The 16,802-nt window shown below is 53.8% G+C and carries 16 protein-coding genes and 1 riboswitch; of the genes, 8 read left to right on the top strand and 8 right to left on the bottom strand.

Annotation, left to right across the window (positions count from 1 at the left end):
- Positions 1 to 105: 105 nt before the first annotated feature.
- Together AB8Q18_14175 and AB8Q18_14170 are read left to right on the top strand one after the other, a co-directional pair.
- On the top strand, positions 106 to 669 hold the full coding sequence (locus tag AB8Q18_14175; GenBank protein ID XDZ51300.1) for a DUF2975 domain-containing protein: 564 nt from the start codon (positions 106 to 108) through the stop codon (positions 667 to 669).
- Between the two features lie 8 nt (positions 670 to 677).
- Positions 678 to 902, top strand: coding sequence for a helix-turn-helix domain-containing protein (locus AB8Q18_14170; protein XDZ51299.1), 225 nt, complete (start codon positions 678 to 680; stop codon positions 900 to 902).
- 38 nt (positions 903 to 940) lie between these two features.
- On the opposite strand, the gene AB8Q18_14165 is transcribed toward AB8Q18_14170, so the two are convergent.
- The gene (locus AB8Q18_14165; protein XDZ51298.1) at positions 941 to 1,852 is read right to left on the bottom strand and encodes a LysR family transcriptional regulator; all 912 of its coding nucleotides are present in this window, start codon (positions 1,850 to 1,852) and stop codon (positions 941 to 943) included.
- Between the two features lie 99 nt (positions 1,853 to 1,951).
- Between AB8Q18_14165 and AB8Q18_14160 the strand changes: the two genes are divergently transcribed.
- The 3 genes from AB8Q18_14160 to fumC all read left to right on the top strand — a co-directional run bounded on the left by AB8Q18_14160 (position 1,952) and on the right by fumC (position 5,314).
- Complete coding sequence (locus tag AB8Q18_14160) at positions 1,952 to 3,307, top strand: MFS transporter (GenBank protein ID XDZ51297.1); 1,356 nt, start codon at positions 1,952 to 1,954, stop codon at positions 3,305 to 3,307.
- A complete protein-coding gene (locus AB8Q18_14155; protein ID XDZ51296.1) occupies positions 3,304 to 3,714 on the top strand; it encodes a nuclear transport factor 2 family protein in 411 nt (136 codons plus the stop codon). The genes AB8Q18_14160 and AB8Q18_14155 overlap by 4 nt, the downstream gene beginning before the upstream one ends.
- A 208-nt stretch (positions 3,715 to 3,922) precedes the next feature.
- Positions 3,923 to 5,314 (top strand): class II fumarate hydratase, encoded by a 1,392-nt coding sequence (gene fumC, locus AB8Q18_14150; protein ID XDZ51295.1) that lies wholly within the window; start codon positions 3,923 to 3,925, stop codon positions 5,312 to 5,314.
- Positions 5,315 to 5,367: 53 nt separating this feature from the next.
- Here fumC and AB8Q18_14145 read toward each other — a convergent pair whose 3' ends face one another.
- Positions 5,368 to 6,384: a histone deacetylase family protein gene (locus tag AB8Q18_14145; GenBank protein XDZ51294.1), complete on the bottom strand. Its 1,017-nt coding sequence runs from the start codon at positions 6,382 to 6,384 to the stop codon at positions 5,368 to 5,370.
- 9 nt (positions 6,385 to 6,393) lie between these two features.
- Complete coding sequence (locus AB8Q18_14140) at positions 6,394 to 7,695, bottom strand: MFS transporter (GenBank protein XDZ51293.1); 1,302 nt, start codon at positions 7,693 to 7,695, stop codon at positions 6,394 to 6,396.
- A gap of 153 nt (positions 7,696 to 7,848) precedes the next feature.
- Between AB8Q18_14140 and AB8Q18_14135 the strand changes: the two genes are divergently transcribed.
- Both AB8Q18_14135 and AB8Q18_14130 read left to right on the top strand, forming a co-directional pair.
- Complete coding sequence (locus AB8Q18_14135) at positions 7,849 to 8,793, top strand: LysR family transcriptional regulator (protein ID XDZ51292.1); 945 nt, start codon at positions 7,849 to 7,851, stop codon at positions 8,791 to 8,793.
- Between the two features lie 184 nt (positions 8,794 to 8,977).
- The gene (locus AB8Q18_14130) at positions 8,978 to 10,435 is read left to right on the top strand and encodes a catalase (protein ID XDZ51291.1); all 1,458 of its coding nucleotides are present in this window, start codon (positions 8,978 to 8,980) and stop codon (positions 10,433 to 10,435) included.
- A gap of 90 nt (positions 10,436 to 10,525) precedes the next feature.
- On the opposite strand, the gene thiE is transcribed toward AB8Q18_14130, so the two are convergent.
- The 5 genes from thiE to thiC all read right to left on the bottom strand — a co-directional run bounded on the left by thiE (position 10,526) and on the right by thiC (position 15,368).
- Entirely contained in the window at positions 10,526 to 11,155 is a 630-nt protein-coding gene (gene thiE / locus AB8Q18_14125) for a thiamine phosphate synthase (protein XDZ52942.1), read from the bottom strand.
- 152 nt (positions 11,156 to 11,307) lie between these two features.
- The gene (locus AB8Q18_14120) at positions 11,308 to 12,099 is read right to left on the bottom strand and encodes a thiazole synthase (GenBank protein XDZ51290.1); all 792 of its coding nucleotides are present in this window, start codon (positions 12,097 to 12,099) and stop codon (positions 11,308 to 11,310) included.
- A 9-nt stretch (positions 12,100 to 12,108) separates the two neighbouring features.
- Complete coding sequence (thiS, locus tag AB8Q18_14115; protein XDZ51289.1) at positions 12,109 to 12,306, bottom strand: sulfur carrier protein ThiS; 198 nt, start codon at positions 12,304 to 12,306, stop codon at positions 12,109 to 12,111.
- Positions 12,303 to 13,484, bottom strand: coding sequence for an FAD-dependent oxidoreductase (locus tag AB8Q18_14110; GenBank protein XDZ51288.1), 1,182 nt, complete (start codon positions 13,482 to 13,484; stop codon positions 12,303 to 12,305). The genes thiS and AB8Q18_14110 overlap by 4 nt, the downstream gene beginning before the upstream one ends.
- Before the next feature lie 3 nt (positions 13,485 to 13,487).
- Positions 13,488 to 15,368, bottom strand: coding sequence for a phosphomethylpyrimidine synthase ThiC (gene thiC, locus AB8Q18_14105; GenBank protein XDZ51287.1), 1,881 nt, complete (start codon positions 15,366 to 15,368; stop codon positions 13,488 to 13,490).
- Between the two features lie 129 nt (positions 15,369 to 15,497).
- A riboswitch (TPP riboswitch) is annotated at positions 15,498 to 15,604 on the bottom strand.
- Between the two features lie 256 nt (positions 15,605 to 15,860).
- On the opposite strand from thiC, the gene AB8Q18_14100 reads away from it, so the two are divergent.
- Positions 15,861 to 16,802, top strand: coding sequence for an ABC transporter ATP-binding protein (locus AB8Q18_14100; protein XDZ51286.1), 942 nt, complete (start codon positions 15,861 to 15,863; stop codon positions 16,800 to 16,802).

Genomic DNA, 16,802 nt, shown 5'->3' with positions numbered 1-16,802 from the left:
GATATCATGTTGGTGTTATCTTTATATGATCTTTGTGCGTTAAAAAATGATTGTAAAACGATAATAAAAAGATTACTATAGGCACTTCTTAATGGAGAATCGCTTATGGAAACAAAAAAACTGGCTCAAATGGCCAAACGCATGGCCTTATTGACTTTGGTGCTCATGGCGGCCATGTTGCTGTTAAATACGGCCTATTGGGTATGGCCGAATCTGACCTCTGTTGACGGCGGTTACGGCTTTGGCTTTGGTTTAACCGATCGATTAGTGCCCTCGCTTGGCATTGACGTCGCGGCGATGCCTTGGTGGCAGATCTTGGGTGCCATGCTGATCTCTGGCCTACCGCTATGGGTTTTGGCATTGGGTTTGTATCAGCTATACTTGCTGTTTACCTGCTATGCGCGCGGTGATTACTTTACCGTGGGTGCGGCCGTACATTTAGGTAAGATGGGCAAGGCGGTGGCGCTGTGGGTGGTGCTGGTCTTTGTGTGTGAACCCTTGCTGAGCTTATGGCTGACCATGATGGCGCCACCGGGGCATCGTATGCTGAGCTTAAGCTTACAGCCCTCAGCCTTTGTGGCCTTGTTTATTGCGGCCAGCGTGGTGATGGTGGCGCGTATTTTAGGTGCTGCGAGTGAGGTGGCTGATGAAAACAAACAATTTATTTAAGGCGAAACATGGCGATTGAAATTCAATTGGATGTCATGCTGGCTAAGCGCAAAATGAAGTCTAAGGATTTGGCCGCGCTGGTGGGCATCACTGAGCAGAACCTCTCTTTGCTGAAGCAAGGAAAAGTGAAAGGCTTACGCTTTTCTACACTGCAAGCCATTTGCCAGCATTTGAACTGCCAGCCTGGTGACCTCTTGGTGTATCTACCCGATGAGGCAGAGGACATTGGCTAAGATAAGGTGCTATTTAAAACACGCTACGGCGTGTTTTTTTACGTGGGTAGGGTCCAGCCTGTTGGGTTGAGGTGGGCGCGTAAAAAGTCGATAAACACCCTGGTTTTTTGCGGCAGGTAGGCTTGATTCGGATACAAGAGTTGAATGCTTTGCTGTGGCAGGCGGTAATCTGGCAACACCTGAATCAGGCGGCCTTGGGTCAGATCGTCGGCAACCAGCCAAAAGGGGCAAATAGACACGCCCAGCGCCTCAAGGGTTAGGCTACGAATGGCGCTGGCGGTATTGGCTACGTAGCGTCCACTTGGTGGCGTTAGGCTGGCGTTGGCTAAAGTGGGGTGGGATAGCGGCCAGCTGCCATGAGCTTGAAGCGCGCTGTGGATAACCCACGGGCAGTGCTGTAAATCCTGTGGCTGGGTTAAGGGGTGGGCGTGCACAAACTCTGGTGCGGCCACCAGCACGATGTCGTAGTGGCCGAGGGTGCGGCTTTTAAAGGCGGAATCTTTGAGCGTGCCCAAGCGAATCACGAGGTCTAATTGATCATGGATGAGGTCGTTGAGGCTGGAATCGAAAGCAAAGTGGACGTCTAATGCTGGGTATTGGCGACAGAAGGTGCCGATGAGGGGTAAGACGTATTGGCTACCAAACTCATAAGTGGACGTGATTCTCAGGGTGCCGTTGATGGCGTGGTGGTCTTGCTGTACGCGTTCGAAGGCCTGGGCCATTTGGCCTTGGATGGCTTTAAAGTCATGATAAAAAGATTGGCCGGCTTCGGTTAGGGCGAGGCGGCGAGTGCTGCGTACCAAGAGGCTGACGCCTAGCTTTTGTTCTAAGGTTTTGACGTCAATACTGGCCATGGCTCGGCTGATGTTGAGGTGGTCGGCTGCCTTGGTAAAGGAGCCAAATTCCACCACCTGTAAAAACGTTTGGATTTGTTTTATTTGGCTTTGCATAATCGGCCTATTGTTTAATTGGATCAAACAATTATTTTAATCTAACTGCATCGACCTTGATAGCACTGACTCGTAAAATCGCAGCCTGGAGGAAACACCATGAGTTATCGACATCAGGTCGCGCTGATTTTCTTAATCGGCTTTTTCATTGATTGCATCAATATTTTTATGTCGGCCATTGCTTTACCCGACATTGCCGCCGCGATGGCGGTGTCGCCGGCATGGGTGACGTGGGTGACCAATGCCTATATTTTAGGCTTAACCGTGATCATGCCCTTGTCGCCCTGGCTGGCGGCGCGTTATGGCAGCCGGCGTTTACTGACCGCAGCCATGCTGATTTTTTCGGTGGCGGTGGCACTGTGTGGTCTGAGCCAAAGTTTTTATGGTTTGGTGCTGTGGCGCTTTGTGCAGGGCGTGGGTGGCGGTTTGCTGATTCCGGTTGGCCAGGCCTTAACCTTTGGCCTTTTTCAGGGACGACAGCGCAGCCAGATATCAACCGTGGTGATGGCGGTGGCGCTGTTGGCGCCGGCGCTGTCGCCCTCGATCGGTGGGGCGATTGTTGATCATGCTTCTTGGCGCTGGGTGTTTTTCAGTAATGTCCCCTTTTCACTGTTGGCGGCGAGCTTGGCCTGGCGATGGTTGCGCCCAGAGGCACCTCAAACAGTGGCCAAACCAGATGTATATGGCTTGGGGTTAATTGGCCTAGGCTTGGCGCTGCTGCTGTGGGCGCTGTCCTTATATGGCGATCAGGGGGAAGCGGCCTGGGCGTTGGGGCTGCTGGCCGTGAGCGTGATTTTTCTGTGGGCTTATCGGCGGCATGAGCAGCGCCAGCCAGATCGTGCCATCGTGGCGCTGAGGCTGTTGCGCAATCGGCCGCTGCGGGCGTCTATTGCGGTGTATTACGCGATACCTGGGATTTTTACCGGGGTGAACGTGTTGACGATTTTTTATTTGCAACAGTACATCGGCTTTAGCGCAGAGGTCACGGGCCGCTTTATGTTTGTGTATGCCGTTGGCGCGCTGATGGCCATGCTATTGGGTGGGCGTAGCTATGTTCGGCTAGGGCCACGGCTGCTGTTTGGCTTAGGTATTGTGGTACACAATCTCGGCATTGCCAGCCTGTTTTGGGTGGTCAGTCAAGCGGATTTGAGCCTCTTATTGGGCGCTTATGCGCTGATGGGCATCGGCGGGGGGCTGTGTGCCAATACGGCCCAAACCACGGCCTTAATCGATTTTGAAGGCGTTGACATGGCCAAAGCCAGCGTCATTTGGAACATCAATCGGCAGGTGTCGTTCAGCATTGGGGTGGCGCTTTTAACCATGATTCTGGGCATCTTTAGTCAGCACCTCGCGCCTGCATTGGCCTATCAATACACCTTTATTTTTGCCGCTCTGCTGGGATTATTGTCCCTCGTGGCGGTGGCTAAACTCAATAAACCAAGGAGCGTTGTATGAACCCTAAACTTAGCCCTGAAGCGTTGGCCCATCACAGCGTGGTGGCCTTACATGATTTGATTGCCGCCGTTTTTACCGGGGCAGCCTCTGCTCAGTCGGCTTATGCACAGCTGCTGCAGCATTTTGATCCTGAATTTAATATGGTGACCATTTCAGGCGCCAAGGTTAATTTAGCGGCAGTCACCCAGCTGTTTCACAGTGGATTGGGTAAGCGTCCTGACTTGGTGATCAGCATCAGCCACGTGACCACGTTGAGCGTGGCCGAAGATCAGGTGTGGGTGCAGTATCAAGAAACCCATACCTTAGGAGAGGTGGAGACGCGGCGTGTGGCGGTGGCGCAAGTTCAGGTGTCGGCGGATGGGCAGTGGCGGTGGCGCTATCTACACGAAACCCCCGTATTAGCTTAAATCACGCGTTTTATCGACCCCTGTGTGCCCTTAATGTGGTGTATAGGGGTTTTTTACGGCCTCGATAGTAAGGCGGATGCGGCGGTGGTCAGGTGGCTTAGTTTGGCGTACAGTAAATGGGTGAATGAATCCAAGGGCTGGCGGGGAAGATGCATGGGTCTGACGTACGTTGGCTTGATCAATTCTTTTTTTAAAGGACACCGTATTCATGAGTAATCGTATTGAACGAGATTCTATGGGCCCGATCGACGTGCCTGCCGCCCAATTATGGGGCGCTCAAACCCAACGTTCCTTAGAACACTTCCGTATTTCCACTGAAAAAATGCCTACCGCTTTGATTCACGCCTTGGCCCTGACCAAGCAGGCGGCTGCCGCCGTTAACTGTGATCTGGGCCTGTTGCCGAAAGAGCGTGCAGACGCCATCATTTCGGCCGCCGATGAGGTGTTGGCTAGCCAGCACCCGACAGAGTTTCCATTGGCGATTTGGCAAACCGGTTCGGGCACCCAAAGCAATATGAACATGAATGAGGTTTTGGCCAACCGTGGCTCTGAGCTATTGGGCGGTGAGCGCGGCATGGCGCGCGTGATTCACCCCAACGACGATGTGAACAAAAGCCAAAGTTCAAACGACGTGTTTCCCACGGCGATGCATGTGGCAGCGGTGTTGGCCGTGCGTGAGCAGTTATTGCCTGAGCTACACGCTTTACAGGCGGTTTTAGCGGGGAAGTCGGCCGCGTTTAAAGACGTGGTGAAGATTGGCCGGACCCACTTACAAGACGCTACCCCCTTAACCCTAGGCCAAGAGATTTCAGGCTGGGTGGCGATGTTGGGCAACAGCATCCGCCATATTGAACAAAGTCTGCCTCATCTGTCGGAACTGGCCTTAGGCGGTACGGCCGTGGGGACAGGCTTGAACACCCACCCTGAATACGCGGTTCGGGTGGCCAAACGATTGGCTGAATTAACCGGGGCGCCGTTTGTGACTGCGCCGAATAAGTTTGAAGCGTTAGCGACTTGTGATGCCTTGGTACACAGCCATGGGGCCTTGAAAGGCTTGGCGGCATCGTTGATGAAAATTGCCAACGACGTGCGCTGGCTGGCATCAGGCCCACGTTCGGGCATTGGCGAATTGTCTATTCCAGAAAACGAGCCAGGCAGCTCCATCATGCCGGGTAAGGTGAACCCGACTCAGTGTGAAGCGTTAACCATGCTGTGTGCGCAAGTGTTGGGCAACGATGTGGCCATCAATATTGGCGGGGCGTCGGGCAATTTTGAGCTGAACGTGTTCCGTCCGATGATCATTGATAATTTCTTGCAGTCGGTACGTTTATTGGCTGACGGTATGCGTAGCTTTAATGAGCATTGCGCCATCGGCATTGAGCCTAATCGTGAGCGCATTACCCAGCTATTGAACGATTCGTTGATGCTGGTGACGGCGTTGAACACCCACATTGGCTACGACAAGGCCGCTGAGATTGCCAAAAAAGCGCACAAAGAAGGCACGACGCTTAAAGCATCGGCCTTGGCTTTGGGCTATTTAACCGAGGCTGAGTTTGACGCTTGGGTACGCCCGGAAGACATGGTCGGCAGCATGAAGTAGGCTGTAAACATAAAAAACCCACCGCTTAGGTGGGTTTTTTGTTTGGGCCGTGGTTAGGATTCTAGCCCTTGCATGAAGGCCGTGAGGTTGTCGGCCAGCTTTTCGACCAGATAGCCGCCTTCGACCAAGACCATGGTGGGCTTATTGATGGCGGCGATTTTTTGCGCCAGGCGGCGAAAGCCTTCGGTGCTGACGGCGCTTTTAGACTGTGGGTCGTCGACGTAGACGTCGAAGCCAAGGATGTGCACCACCACGTCGGGGTTAAAGGTGTGGACGGCTTCAATGGCTTGGTCAACGTGCTGGAAAAAACCGGCTTCATCGATGCCGTGCGGCATGGGGAAGTTGAGGTTATAGCCTTCACCTGCGCCGCGGCCGCGTTCATTTTCAAAGCCGGCGACGGCAGGATAAAAATTAACCGGACTGCCGTGTACTGAGGTGTAGAGGACATCGCTACGGTCGTAGAAAATCTCCTGTACACCTTGGCCGTGGTGCATATCGGTGTCGATGATGGCCACTTTTTGATGAGTGGCCCGCATAAACTGGGCGGCAATGGCGGCGTTGTTCAGATAGCAAAAACCGCCGGCGCCGTCTTTACGGGCGTGGTGGCCGGCGGGGCGCGTGAGCGCTACCGCCATTGGAGCGCCATCCAGTAAGGATTGAGCAGCGCCTAGAGCAGTTTGAGCGGCCCAATAGGCCGAAGTCCAGGTGTGTTTGCCGATGGGGGCGCTGCCGTCGGCCAGATAGCGCCCGGCTTTGGCAAGGATGCCGATTAAAGGATTGTTTTCACGCACAAAAATATTTGATTGGACTTCTTCCCCCCAGTCTTCCGGCAAGTCATGCCATTCCTGATAGGCGGTTCTTAAAAAATGCACAAAGCCCAGATCGTGGACGGCGGTAATGGGGTCGATGCCAAAATCTTGTGGCTCGGTTAAGGTCAACGCTAGGCTGTCGATGGCTTTTAAAAACTCGCTCATGCGCTCGGGTTTTTCCTGTGGCGTGCGCATTTTGCCGCGCGAATAATAGTTGAGCGGCTGGTGTTTCATTTGTTCGGGGTGATAAAAAACGTTCATGTCGGGTCCTTAATCAACGGATTCGTAAAGTGGATAGCGGCGTGGATGCAAAATGGTGATCGACACGAGGCTAATCAGGGCTAAAAAGGTAAAAAATAGGGCCAAGGGCAGCCAGTTGCCGACGAACTGCTGGGCAATGGCGGTGGCGATAAGCGGGGTCAGGCCGCCGGCGATGGCGGCGCAAAACTGGTAGGCCATGGAGATGCCGGTGTAGCGTAGGTGGACGGGAAACAGGCTGCTGGTGTAGCCAGCGATTAAGGAGAAAAAGCTCGACATACACAGCATGGGCAAGGCCAGGCCGAGCACAATCCACGGCAGCTCACCCGTGTGCACCAAGATAAACATGGGGTAAGGCGTGAAGGCACATAGGGCTGAAATCAGCATGAGAAAACCGCGAGTGCCGCGTTTTTCGCCCCACCAGGCTGAAAAGGGGGTATTGATGAGGTGGAAAAACGCCACAATGAGGAGGGCGTTGAGCACCATGCTCTTGTCGATGCCGGCGTATTGAGTGGCGTAGGCGACCATAAAGGTGCTGACAAAGTAAAAGCCCGCCACGCTGATGACGTTGGCGCCCATGGCCAATAGGATCAGTTTTTTGGAATGAGCCAAGACGGCCATGATGGGGGCTTGGGTTGGGGTGGTTTGGGCGTCCTGTTCAGCCTTTTGTGCCAGAAACTCCGGCGATTCATGCACGCCGTTGCGCACCCAAAACCCCACCACCAGCAGCACAAAGCTGGCTAAAAACGGCAGCCGCCAGCCGTAGCTATTGAAGACGTCTTCAGGCATGCTGGAGATGAGCTTAAAGGCAAAGGTGGCGAGAATCAGGCCAGCGGGGCTGCCCAATTGGGCAAACGAAGCAAAAAAATTACGGCGCCCTTTCGGGGCGTGCTCGCCGGCAATTAAGACGGCACCGCCCCATTCGCCGCCAATGGCCAAGCCTTGGATGAGGCGCAGCACGACCAGTAAGATCGGCGCCCAAATACCGGCCTGGGCATAGGTGGGTAACAGACCGATGCCCACGGTGGCACCGCCCATCATGAATAGGGTGATCACCAGAGATTTTTTACGGCCGATTTTGTCGCCGATGTGGCCAAACACCACACCGCCTAAGGGCCGAATGAAAAGACCGATGGCAAAGGTGGCAAATGCCGCCATGGTGCCAATGAAGGTATTGTCGGTGGCAAAGAATAAATGGCCGAAGATCAGCGCTGAGGCCAAGGCGTAGATATAAAAGTCATACCATTCGATCATGGTGCCGACGAAGGCGGCCGTGGCCGCCCGCACCGGTTGTTTTTGTGGCAGTGTAGACAAGGGACGCTCCTTTGTGAAAGCTTTAGGGTGACAACGGTTTTTTGTGATTATTTTATGTCCAGCTATTCTGTTGTAACGTAAACCCTGTACCTGCTCAATGGTTTTATTTTAATATTCAACATTAAAAAAATTAATATAACAAAGGATGAGGCTGTGGATAAAAGATTTGCCGATCGGTTGAATTGGTCGTTATTGCATACGTTTATGGTGATTGTGCAAGAAGGCAGTATTAGTAAAGCTGCGGTGCGGTTGCACTTAACCCAATCGGCGGTGAGCCAAAGCCTGAAGCGTATGGAGGCGCAGCTAGGGCATCAATTGATTGAACGCACGCGGCAAAAGTTTTTGCTGACGCCTTTAGGCGAATCTTGCTTTCAAGCGGCCCGTTTGATGTATGGGGAAGTGGCCAATCTAGAGAGCCAAATCACCAGCCCTCATGCAGCTGAAGCGCTGGCTGGGCATTTAAAGCTGCTGGTGGTCAGCCGTATTCAAAGCCAGGCCTATGATGCTTTTTTAAGTGGATTTAAACAGCGCTATCCCTTGGTCAGCTTAGACATTGAGGTGATTAAAAGCGTCGATATTTTGCGTTATTTGACTCAGAAAACCACGGCGCTGGGGCTTGGTCTGTGTCGGGTGGCGCCGGATAAAATTGAGCAACGGCTGCTGTTTAATCAACGCTATGGCCTCTATTGTGGTCGTCACCATCCTTTATTTAATGAGCCCAATATCACCCAAGAGGTGTTACGCCGACAGGATTTTGTGGCTTTTCAAAGCGCACAAATTGGCGATGTGCTGTCGCCGTTAACGGTGTTTCGCGACAATCACGGCTACACGGGTAAGGTGATGGCGGTGACCAATAGTCTGGATGAGGTGGTGCGGCTGTTAAGCGCTGGTTACGGCATTGGCTGCTTGCCTGATCATGTGGCCCAAAGTGAATATGTGGCGCCGCTTTTACGCGCGCTGTTGCCGCAGGAGCCAGTGGCAACGATTCCGGTGTATTTACTCTGGCATAAGGAGCGGATGCTCAGCCAGGTGGAGCAGCGTTTCATTGAAGAACTGTCGCAGGTGTCTTTTGCCATAGACAGTCTTTACAAGACTTGATTAAAAGAGGTGATCTAATTGATTAAATTAGGTTATATTAACAGCATAAGCAAGAAGCTTTGATTGATTGAGCGGAGCTCAATAGCCATTAGCTATAATAAAAATAGTTTCAATAAGTTTTTTATTGGCTTACTATGAAGATAGTGCATTCGCATTAACCCATAATACTGATAAGGAGCACGACATGAACCAAAAAAAATCAGCCATTACCTTAACCCATGGCTCGGGCGCGCCCGTTGTGGACAACGATAACAGCCTCACCGCCGGCCCTAAAGGCCCGATTCTGTTACAGGATGCATGGCTGTTGGAAAAGCTGGCCCACTTTGACCGTGAGCGGATTCCTGAACGTGTCGTGCATGCCAAAGGGTCTGGCGCTTACGGTGTGTTTGAAGTGACGCACGACATCAGCCAATACACTAAGGCCAGTATTTTTAGCCAAGTGGGCAAAAAAACCGATATGTTCATTCGGATGTCGACGGTGGCGGGCGAGCGCGGTGCGGCCGATGCCGAGCGCGACGTGCGCGGCTTTGCGATGAAGTTTTACACCGATGAAGGCAATTGGGATTTGGTTGGTAACAATACGCCGGTATTCTTTATTCGTGATCCGCTTAAGTTTCCTGATTTCATCCACACCCAAAAGCGCGATCCTAAAACCAATCTGAGAGACAACACCGCCGCTTGGGATTTTTGGTCGCGTACGCCAGAGAGCTACCATCAAGTGCTGATCTTGATGTCGGATCGTGGTTTACCCACTGGCTTTAGAAACGTTGATGGTTTTGGTAGCCACACCTATAGCTTCATCAATGCTAAAAATGAGCGTTTTTGGGTGAAATTCCACTTTAAAAACCAGCAAGGCCATAAGCACTTTACCGATGCAGAAGCCGCTGACAAAGTCGGCCAGACGCGCGAATCAGCGCAAGAAGATTTATTTAATGCGATTGAGCAAGGCGACTATCCTGTTTGGAAGCTGTTTGTGCAAATCATGCCCGAAGCCGAAGCCAACAGCTACGCCATCCATCCGTTTGACCTGACCAAAGTATGGCCGCACGGCGATTATCCTTTGATTCCGGTGGGGCAGTTTACGCTGAACCGTAACCCTGAAAATTACTTTGCCGAAGTAGAGCAGGCTGCGTTTACCCCTGCCAATATTGTGCCAGGCATCGGCTACTCACCGGATCGCATGCTGCAAGGGCGGATTTTCTCCTATGGCGATACTCAGCGCTATCGCTTGGGCATCAACCACACCCAAATTCCCGTGAATGCACCACAATGCCCGTATCACAATACCCATAAAGACGGCGCCATGCGCGTAGACGGTAACGGTGGCGGTAACGTCAACTATGCGCCTAACCGTTTTAATGATTATGTGGCGACCGGCGATCAAGAGCCACCATTGGCCTTAGAAAAAACGGCTTTACACTTTGATTTTAGAGACTACGATACCGACTACTTTAGCCAGCCCGCAGCGCTCTATAACCTATTTGACGCGGGTCAGAAAGACCGCACCGCACAAAATATTGCCCGCCATATGACGGGCGTGAGTGATCCGCAGGTTGTGGATAAAGCCATCGATTTGTGGCGTCAGGTGGCGCCACAGTTGGGGGACGACGTGCGCAAGTATTTAACCCAATTCAAGGGTTAGACACGGTTTTTTAAGTTTATTTTAAAGAAAAGCCCAGCATTTGCTGGGCTTTTTTGTGGGTGTGGGTAACTCTGTGGATAAGTCTGTGGGTTAGCTGTGAGGGAAAAGGGCTTTGAAGGCCGCAATAGCCGTGCGGTAGTCTTCTGCCTCGGTAACGCCGCGCACTACGGCCACGCTACTCACGCCTGTGGACAGAACGCCGGGCGTGCGGTCTAAATCAATGCCGCCAATGGCCACGGTTGGGGTGTCGCCAGCTTGCTGTACATAGGCGCGTAGGCGCTCAAGGCCGCGCGGGCTGGCGCTCATTTTTTTGGTGGTGGTTGCGTAAATCGGGCCGCAGGCTACATAGCTTGGGTGAACGCTGAGGGCACGATCCATCTCTTCGGTGCTGTGGGTGCTTAAGCCTAGGCGTAGGCCGGCAGAGGCAATAGCGGCTAGGTCGGCCACGTCCATGTCTTCTTGGCCTAAGTGGACGCCGTAGGCGCCGCATTCGATGGCTAGCTGCCAATAGTCATTGACGAAAAACTGGCTGTTGCTGTTGCGGGTTAGATCAACGCAGGCTTGAATAGCGGTGCGTAAGTCTTCACCCTGTAAGTCTTTATTGCGTAGTTGAATGGTGTCGGCGCCAGCGTCAACGCAGCGAGCCACCCATTCGACGCTGGGTACCACGGCGTAAAAGCCTAAAGGCGCAATGCAAGGCGGAAAGTTAAACGGATTCATCATATAGATTCCTTGTGTGGGTAACGACGGAGCAAACGCCAAGCGGATGGCGCGCGCAGTCAGCGCAAGGCCCCAGTCGAGAAGGGCGCGACCCCGATTAGTGAGCCGCGCCCTCAGACGCTGCACGAGGCAGCGTGATTAGAAAAGAGGGATTACTGAGTGTGCCAAAAAGGCATGCCCACGGTGGGCGTACTGGCTTGAGCGGCTTGGCGCTCGGCCATTGGGCTGGCCAAATAAGCCGCTCGTCCGGCGCTGATGGCCTGGGCGAACGCTTGGGCCATCATGGCAGGGTCTCCAGCCTTAGACACGGCGGTGTTTAACAGCACCGCATCGAAGCCCCATTCCATGACTTGGCAGGCATGTGAGGGTAGGCCTATGCCGGCATCAATGATGAGGGGGGTATTGGGCAGTCGCTGGCGCAATAGCTTTAGGCCGTAGGGGTTGACCGGGCCTTTACCCGTGCCAATGGGCGCCGCCCAAGGCATCAATACCTGACAGCCCACATCGAGTAAACGACGGCAGGCAACGAGGTCTTCGGTACAGTAAGGTAACACATAAAAGCCCTCTTTGATCAATTCTTCTGCCGCCAGGGCTAATTTTTGCATGTCGGGCTGGAGGGTGTCGTCGTCGCCTAAAAGCTCGAGCTTAATCCAGTTGGTGCCAAACACTTCGCGCGCCATATGAGCAGTGGTGATGGCTTCGGTGACGTCAAAGCAGCCAGCAGTGTTGGGCAATAGCGGGGCGTCCATGGCCTGTAATAAAGCCCAGAAGGCCTGACCATTTTCAGCGCCGACCACGCCTTGGCGACGCAGTGCCGTGGTGATCATGGCCGGTTGGGTCAGGGCCACGGCTTCTTGGAGTACGGTTGGGGAGGGGTAGCTGGCCGTGCCCAACAGCAATCGACTATTAAATGTATGGCCATACAGCTTAAGGGTATCGTTCATGTGGCCTCCTTAGCCACCGACTACGGGCTGAACAACGTCGACATAGTCGTCGGCCTGCAGCCAGGTATCGGCATAGCGCCCTTTGGGCACAAAGGTTTTATTGAGGGCGACGGCAAATGGCGCTTGGGCGTCGATGGCGACGAGCAGTTCGGCCAAGCTGTAGCGTTCCGGTACGGTTTTGGCCTGGTGGTTGAGGTAAATATTCATGGTTGCTTCATCCAGGTAAATAAATCAGGGCGGGGTTGGCTGAGGGCCCAGTCGGGCGTGATGCGCTGGTGTAGGCGAGCCAGGATCAGTTGAGCGGCAGCATCAACCACCACCGGCGCAATCAAAAAGCCGTGGCGGTAGAGGCCGTTAACGTCAATGATGGGGCTGTCGGCGTGGTGACGAATTTCCGGTAGGTGATGCGACAGGGTTGGCCGACAGTGGCTGCTCATGTCCAGAATGCGCGCTTCGGCAAAGGCTGGGTGCAAGGTGTGTAATGCCGACAGCAGCTCTAGGGCCGAGCGTACCGACACATTAGATCGGTCTTCGCTTTCCAGTTCGGTGGCGCCAATCACAAAGAGGCCGTTTTGCTTGGGCGCACAGTAAATGGGATAGCGCGGATGCAACAGCCGCACTGGGCGATTGAGCGACACCTCGGGTGCCGACACGCGCACCACTTCACCACGTATGCCGCGTAGGGTAGACGATTTTGTCGGCGATTGGACGGTGTTCCAGCGTTTTTTGGCGCCAAAGCCGCGGCAGTCCACGATGAGGGTTGCTGGCTGAGGCAGCGCATCGGGGGTGACCGAAGTGTGCCAAGACAGCTGAACGTTGGGGCGTTGTGCTAAGTCGGCAAGTAAAGCCGACAGCACCTGACGGTTGTCCAATTGGCCTTCGCCTTTAAGGAGCAGCGCTTCTTTAAAGCGCGTGGCTAAGGCCGGCTCCAAAGCGGCCAGCTGGGCTTCACTTTGGCCGACGACTTGAGCGGCTAAGGCTTCAGGGCTTAAATAGCGCTGTAAGCGTCGATAAAACAGGCTGGCTTCGGCGCCGTCTTGTGGGTGCCAGACTAAAAGGCTGCCGGCCTGTTGAAAAAACACCGGCTGCGTCAGCTGCTGAATGATGTGTTGCCAGCGCTCGACGCTGGCTAAACCCATTTCGATGATCTGCGGCTCGGCTGCCGTGGCTTCCGCTAGGGGCGTGAGCATGGCTGCGGCCACATAAGCAGCGGCGCCTTCGCCTGCGGGGCTGCCAGCTTCATAGAGGTGGAGGGTGAGGTTGGCTTGGGCTAACTGCCAAGCCAATAAACGGCCCACCAAGCCGCCCCCGATGATGGCCACATCACAGGCGTGGCCATCATTGGGGTGGTTGGGGGCCGCTGCGTTGAGGGCGGTATTGATCATGGTTTAGCGATAAATTTCGGCGCCTGACTTCACGAATTCAATCGACTTTTCGATCATGCCTTTATTGGCGGCCTCGAGGCCATCAGCGTAGTCACGCACCTCTTGGCTGATTTTCATCGAACAGAATTTAGGCCCACACATAGAGCAAAAGTGGGCGATTTTGGCGCCTTCTGCCGGTAGGGTTTCGTCGTGATACTCACGCGCGCGTTCAGGGTCTAGGCCAAGGTTGAACTGGTCGATCCAGCGGAACTCAAAGCGGGCTTTCGAGAGGGCATTGTCGCGCATCTGCGCGCCTGGCCAGCCTTTGGCCAAGTCGGCGGCGTGGGCGGCCACTTTATAGGTGATGATGCCGGTGCGCACGTCTTCTTTATCGGGTAGGCCCAAATGCTCTTTGGGGGTGACGTAACACAACATGGCGGTGCCGTACCAGCCAATATTGGCCGCACCAATGCCGCTGGTGATGTGGTCGTAGCCGGGGGCAATGTCGGTGACCAAGGGGCCTAAGGTGTAGAACGGGGCCTCAAAGCAATGCTTTAATTCTTCGTCCATATTGGCCTGAATGCGCTGTAGCGGCACGTGGCCTGGGCCTTCAATCATCACCTGTACGTCGTGTTCCCATGCTTTGGCGGTCAATTCACCTAAGGTGTGCAATTCGCCAAACTGGGCTTCGTCGTTGGAGTCGGCTAAGCAGCCTGGGCGTAGGCCGTCGCCCAAAGAGAAGGACACATCATAGGCCTTCATGATCTCGCAGATCTCGTCAAAGTGGGTGTATAAGAAGTTTTCTTTGTGGTGAGCCAAACACCATTTGGCCATGATGGAGCCGCCGCGCGACACGATGCCGGTGATGCGCTTGGCCGTCATCGGTACGTAGCGCAGCAGCACGCCTGCGTGCAAAGTGAAGTAATCTACGCCTTGTTCGGCTTGTTCCACTAAGGTGTCGCGGAACATTTCCCAGGTTAAGTCTTCGGCAATGCCGCCAGTCTTGTCTAGGGCTTGGTAAATAGGCACGGTGCCGATTGGCACCGGTGAGTTGCGGATGATCCATTCACGGGTTTCGTGAATGTGTTTGCCTGTGGATAAATCCATAATGGTGTCGGCGCCCCAGCGCAGTGACCACACCATCTTTTCTACTTCTTCAGTGAGCGATGAGGTCACGGCAGAGTTACCCAAGTTGCCGTTGATTTTCACGCTGAAGTTACGGCCGATGATCATCGGCTCTAATTCTGGGTGGTTGATGTTGGCTGGGATGATGGCACGGCCAGAGGCCACTTCTTGGCGCACGAATTCAGGCGTGATGTCTTCAGGGCGTAGCGGAATATTGGCGCCAAAGCTAAAGCCTGGGTGCTGTTTGGCGATGTCTTGGTATTCGGCTTTGGCAAACAGCTCTTGTAGGTTCATGGATTCGCGTAAGGCGATGTATTCCATTTCTGGGGTGATGATGCCTTGACGCGCATAGTGCATCTGGGTCACGTTTTTGCCGGCAAGGGCACGGCGTGGTTGGGTGATGTGGTTAAAGCGTAGGTCGGCAGTGGCGGGGTCGTGGGCGCGGGCTAAGCCGTAGTCAGACGACAGGCCAGCCAAACGTTCGGTGTCGCCGCGCTCGGCAATCCACGCTTCACGCAGGGGGTTAATGCCTTTTTTGAGGTCGCAAGGCGAATTAGGGTCGCTGTAGGGGCCTGACGTGTCGTAGACGCGAATCGGTGGGTTAGGCGTAGTGCCTTTGTCGGTTTGGGTGTCGGTTTGGGCAATTTCGCGTACCGGTACCTGAATATCTGGGCGGCTGCCGGGCAAATAAATGCGGGTCGAGGCCGGGTAGGCAAACTGGCTGTTGATGTCTTGGCTTAGGGCGTCAAACGATTGTGACGGCTTATGGGTTTGGCTCATGCTTGTGCTCCACTAGGGTATGGTTTTTTAGGGACCAAAACAGGAGCATTAAAGCGCATACGCACCCAAACGCTGAGGCCAAAGCCAACGCGTTCAAGCATATGGGAAGACATGGCCGAGCGGCCACGTGCTTTAGGTTCTGAAATCTTCTCACGCCAGTATTATCTGGATCGAGTTAAAAGGGACTCTCTCAGCGCACATCAATGACCCGATGTTTTGCACCCCTGTTTCGTCTTTATTTATTTAAGCACGCTTGTGTAGAAGAAACAAGGCGTTAGCCCGAATGGGCGCTTTTTTGATGATAAGCCTTTGATCCTGATGGTAATTTATTCTTTTGGTGAGTCGTAGGATGATTTGGGGCGCTATGACGATGGCTCGGGGGCAGAAGGGGCGTGGCTTTGCCGCCAGAATCACGCGTTCAGACAGAAATAGGCAAACGTAAAGATGGGTTTAGCGTATAATCTAGGGTTTCCTTTTTCAAGATGTGCGGTTATGTCTATTCCTGCTATTTCCATAAAAAATGCACGCAAAACGTACGCGAATGGCTTCACAGCTTTGCAAGAGGTCAGTTTTGATGTGCAACAGGGTGAATTTTTTGCCCTTCTCGGGCCTAACGGCGCCGGTAAAACCACGTTGATCTCGGCCATGGCTGGCTTGGGCCGGCTGACTTCGGGCAGCATTGAAGTGATGGGCCATGACGTGGTCAAAGACGCGTATAAGGCGCGCATGAATTTAGGCGTGGTGCCGCAAGAGCTGGTGTTTGACCCGTTCTTTACGGTGCGTGAAGCGCTGAAGTTCCAGTCGGGCTATTTTGGAATCAAAAAAAACGACGACTGGATTGATGAAATTTTGTTTAAGCTAGGCCTGTCGGACAAGGCCAGCACCAATACCCGAGCCTTGTCTGGCGGCATGAAGCGCCGCGTAATGGTGGCTCAAGCCTTGGTGCATAAGCCGCCAGTAATTGTGCTGGATGAACCCACGGCCGGCGTAGACGTGGAGCTGCGGCAAAATCTATGGCAGTTTGTGAGCGAGCTCAACGAAGCCGGCCACAGCATTGTGCTGACCACCCATTATTTGGAAGAGGCCGAAGCCTTGTGTAGCCGGATTGCCATGATGAAGCGCGGCCAGCTGGTTGCTTTGGACGATAAAGAGCATTTGCTGCGCGGCGACGTGGGCGCGGCCAAGCGCATTTGGCTGAAAATTGATCAGGCCAAGCTGCCACCAGAAGTGGAAGCGCTGTGCGTGGCGGAAGACCAAGACGGGTTTATTTTAGAGCTGCCGACATGGGCAGGTCTAGAAGAGGTGTTGGGGGCCTTGCGTCAGGCCAACATCAACGTGGTGGACATGGATAATTATGAAACCGACCTAGAAGACGTGTTCTTACGGTTGGTTGAAGAGCCTAAGGCAAACGCGCTTAAGAAGGAGCCGCAATGA

It is taken from the genome of Neisseriaceae bacterium CLB008 (assembly GCA_041228285.1).
Taxonomy (GTDB): domain Bacteria; phylum Pseudomonadota; class Gammaproteobacteria; order Burkholderiales; family Neisseriaceae; genus JAGNPU01.
This window is presented reverse-complemented; position numbering and strand designations above follow the sequence as displayed.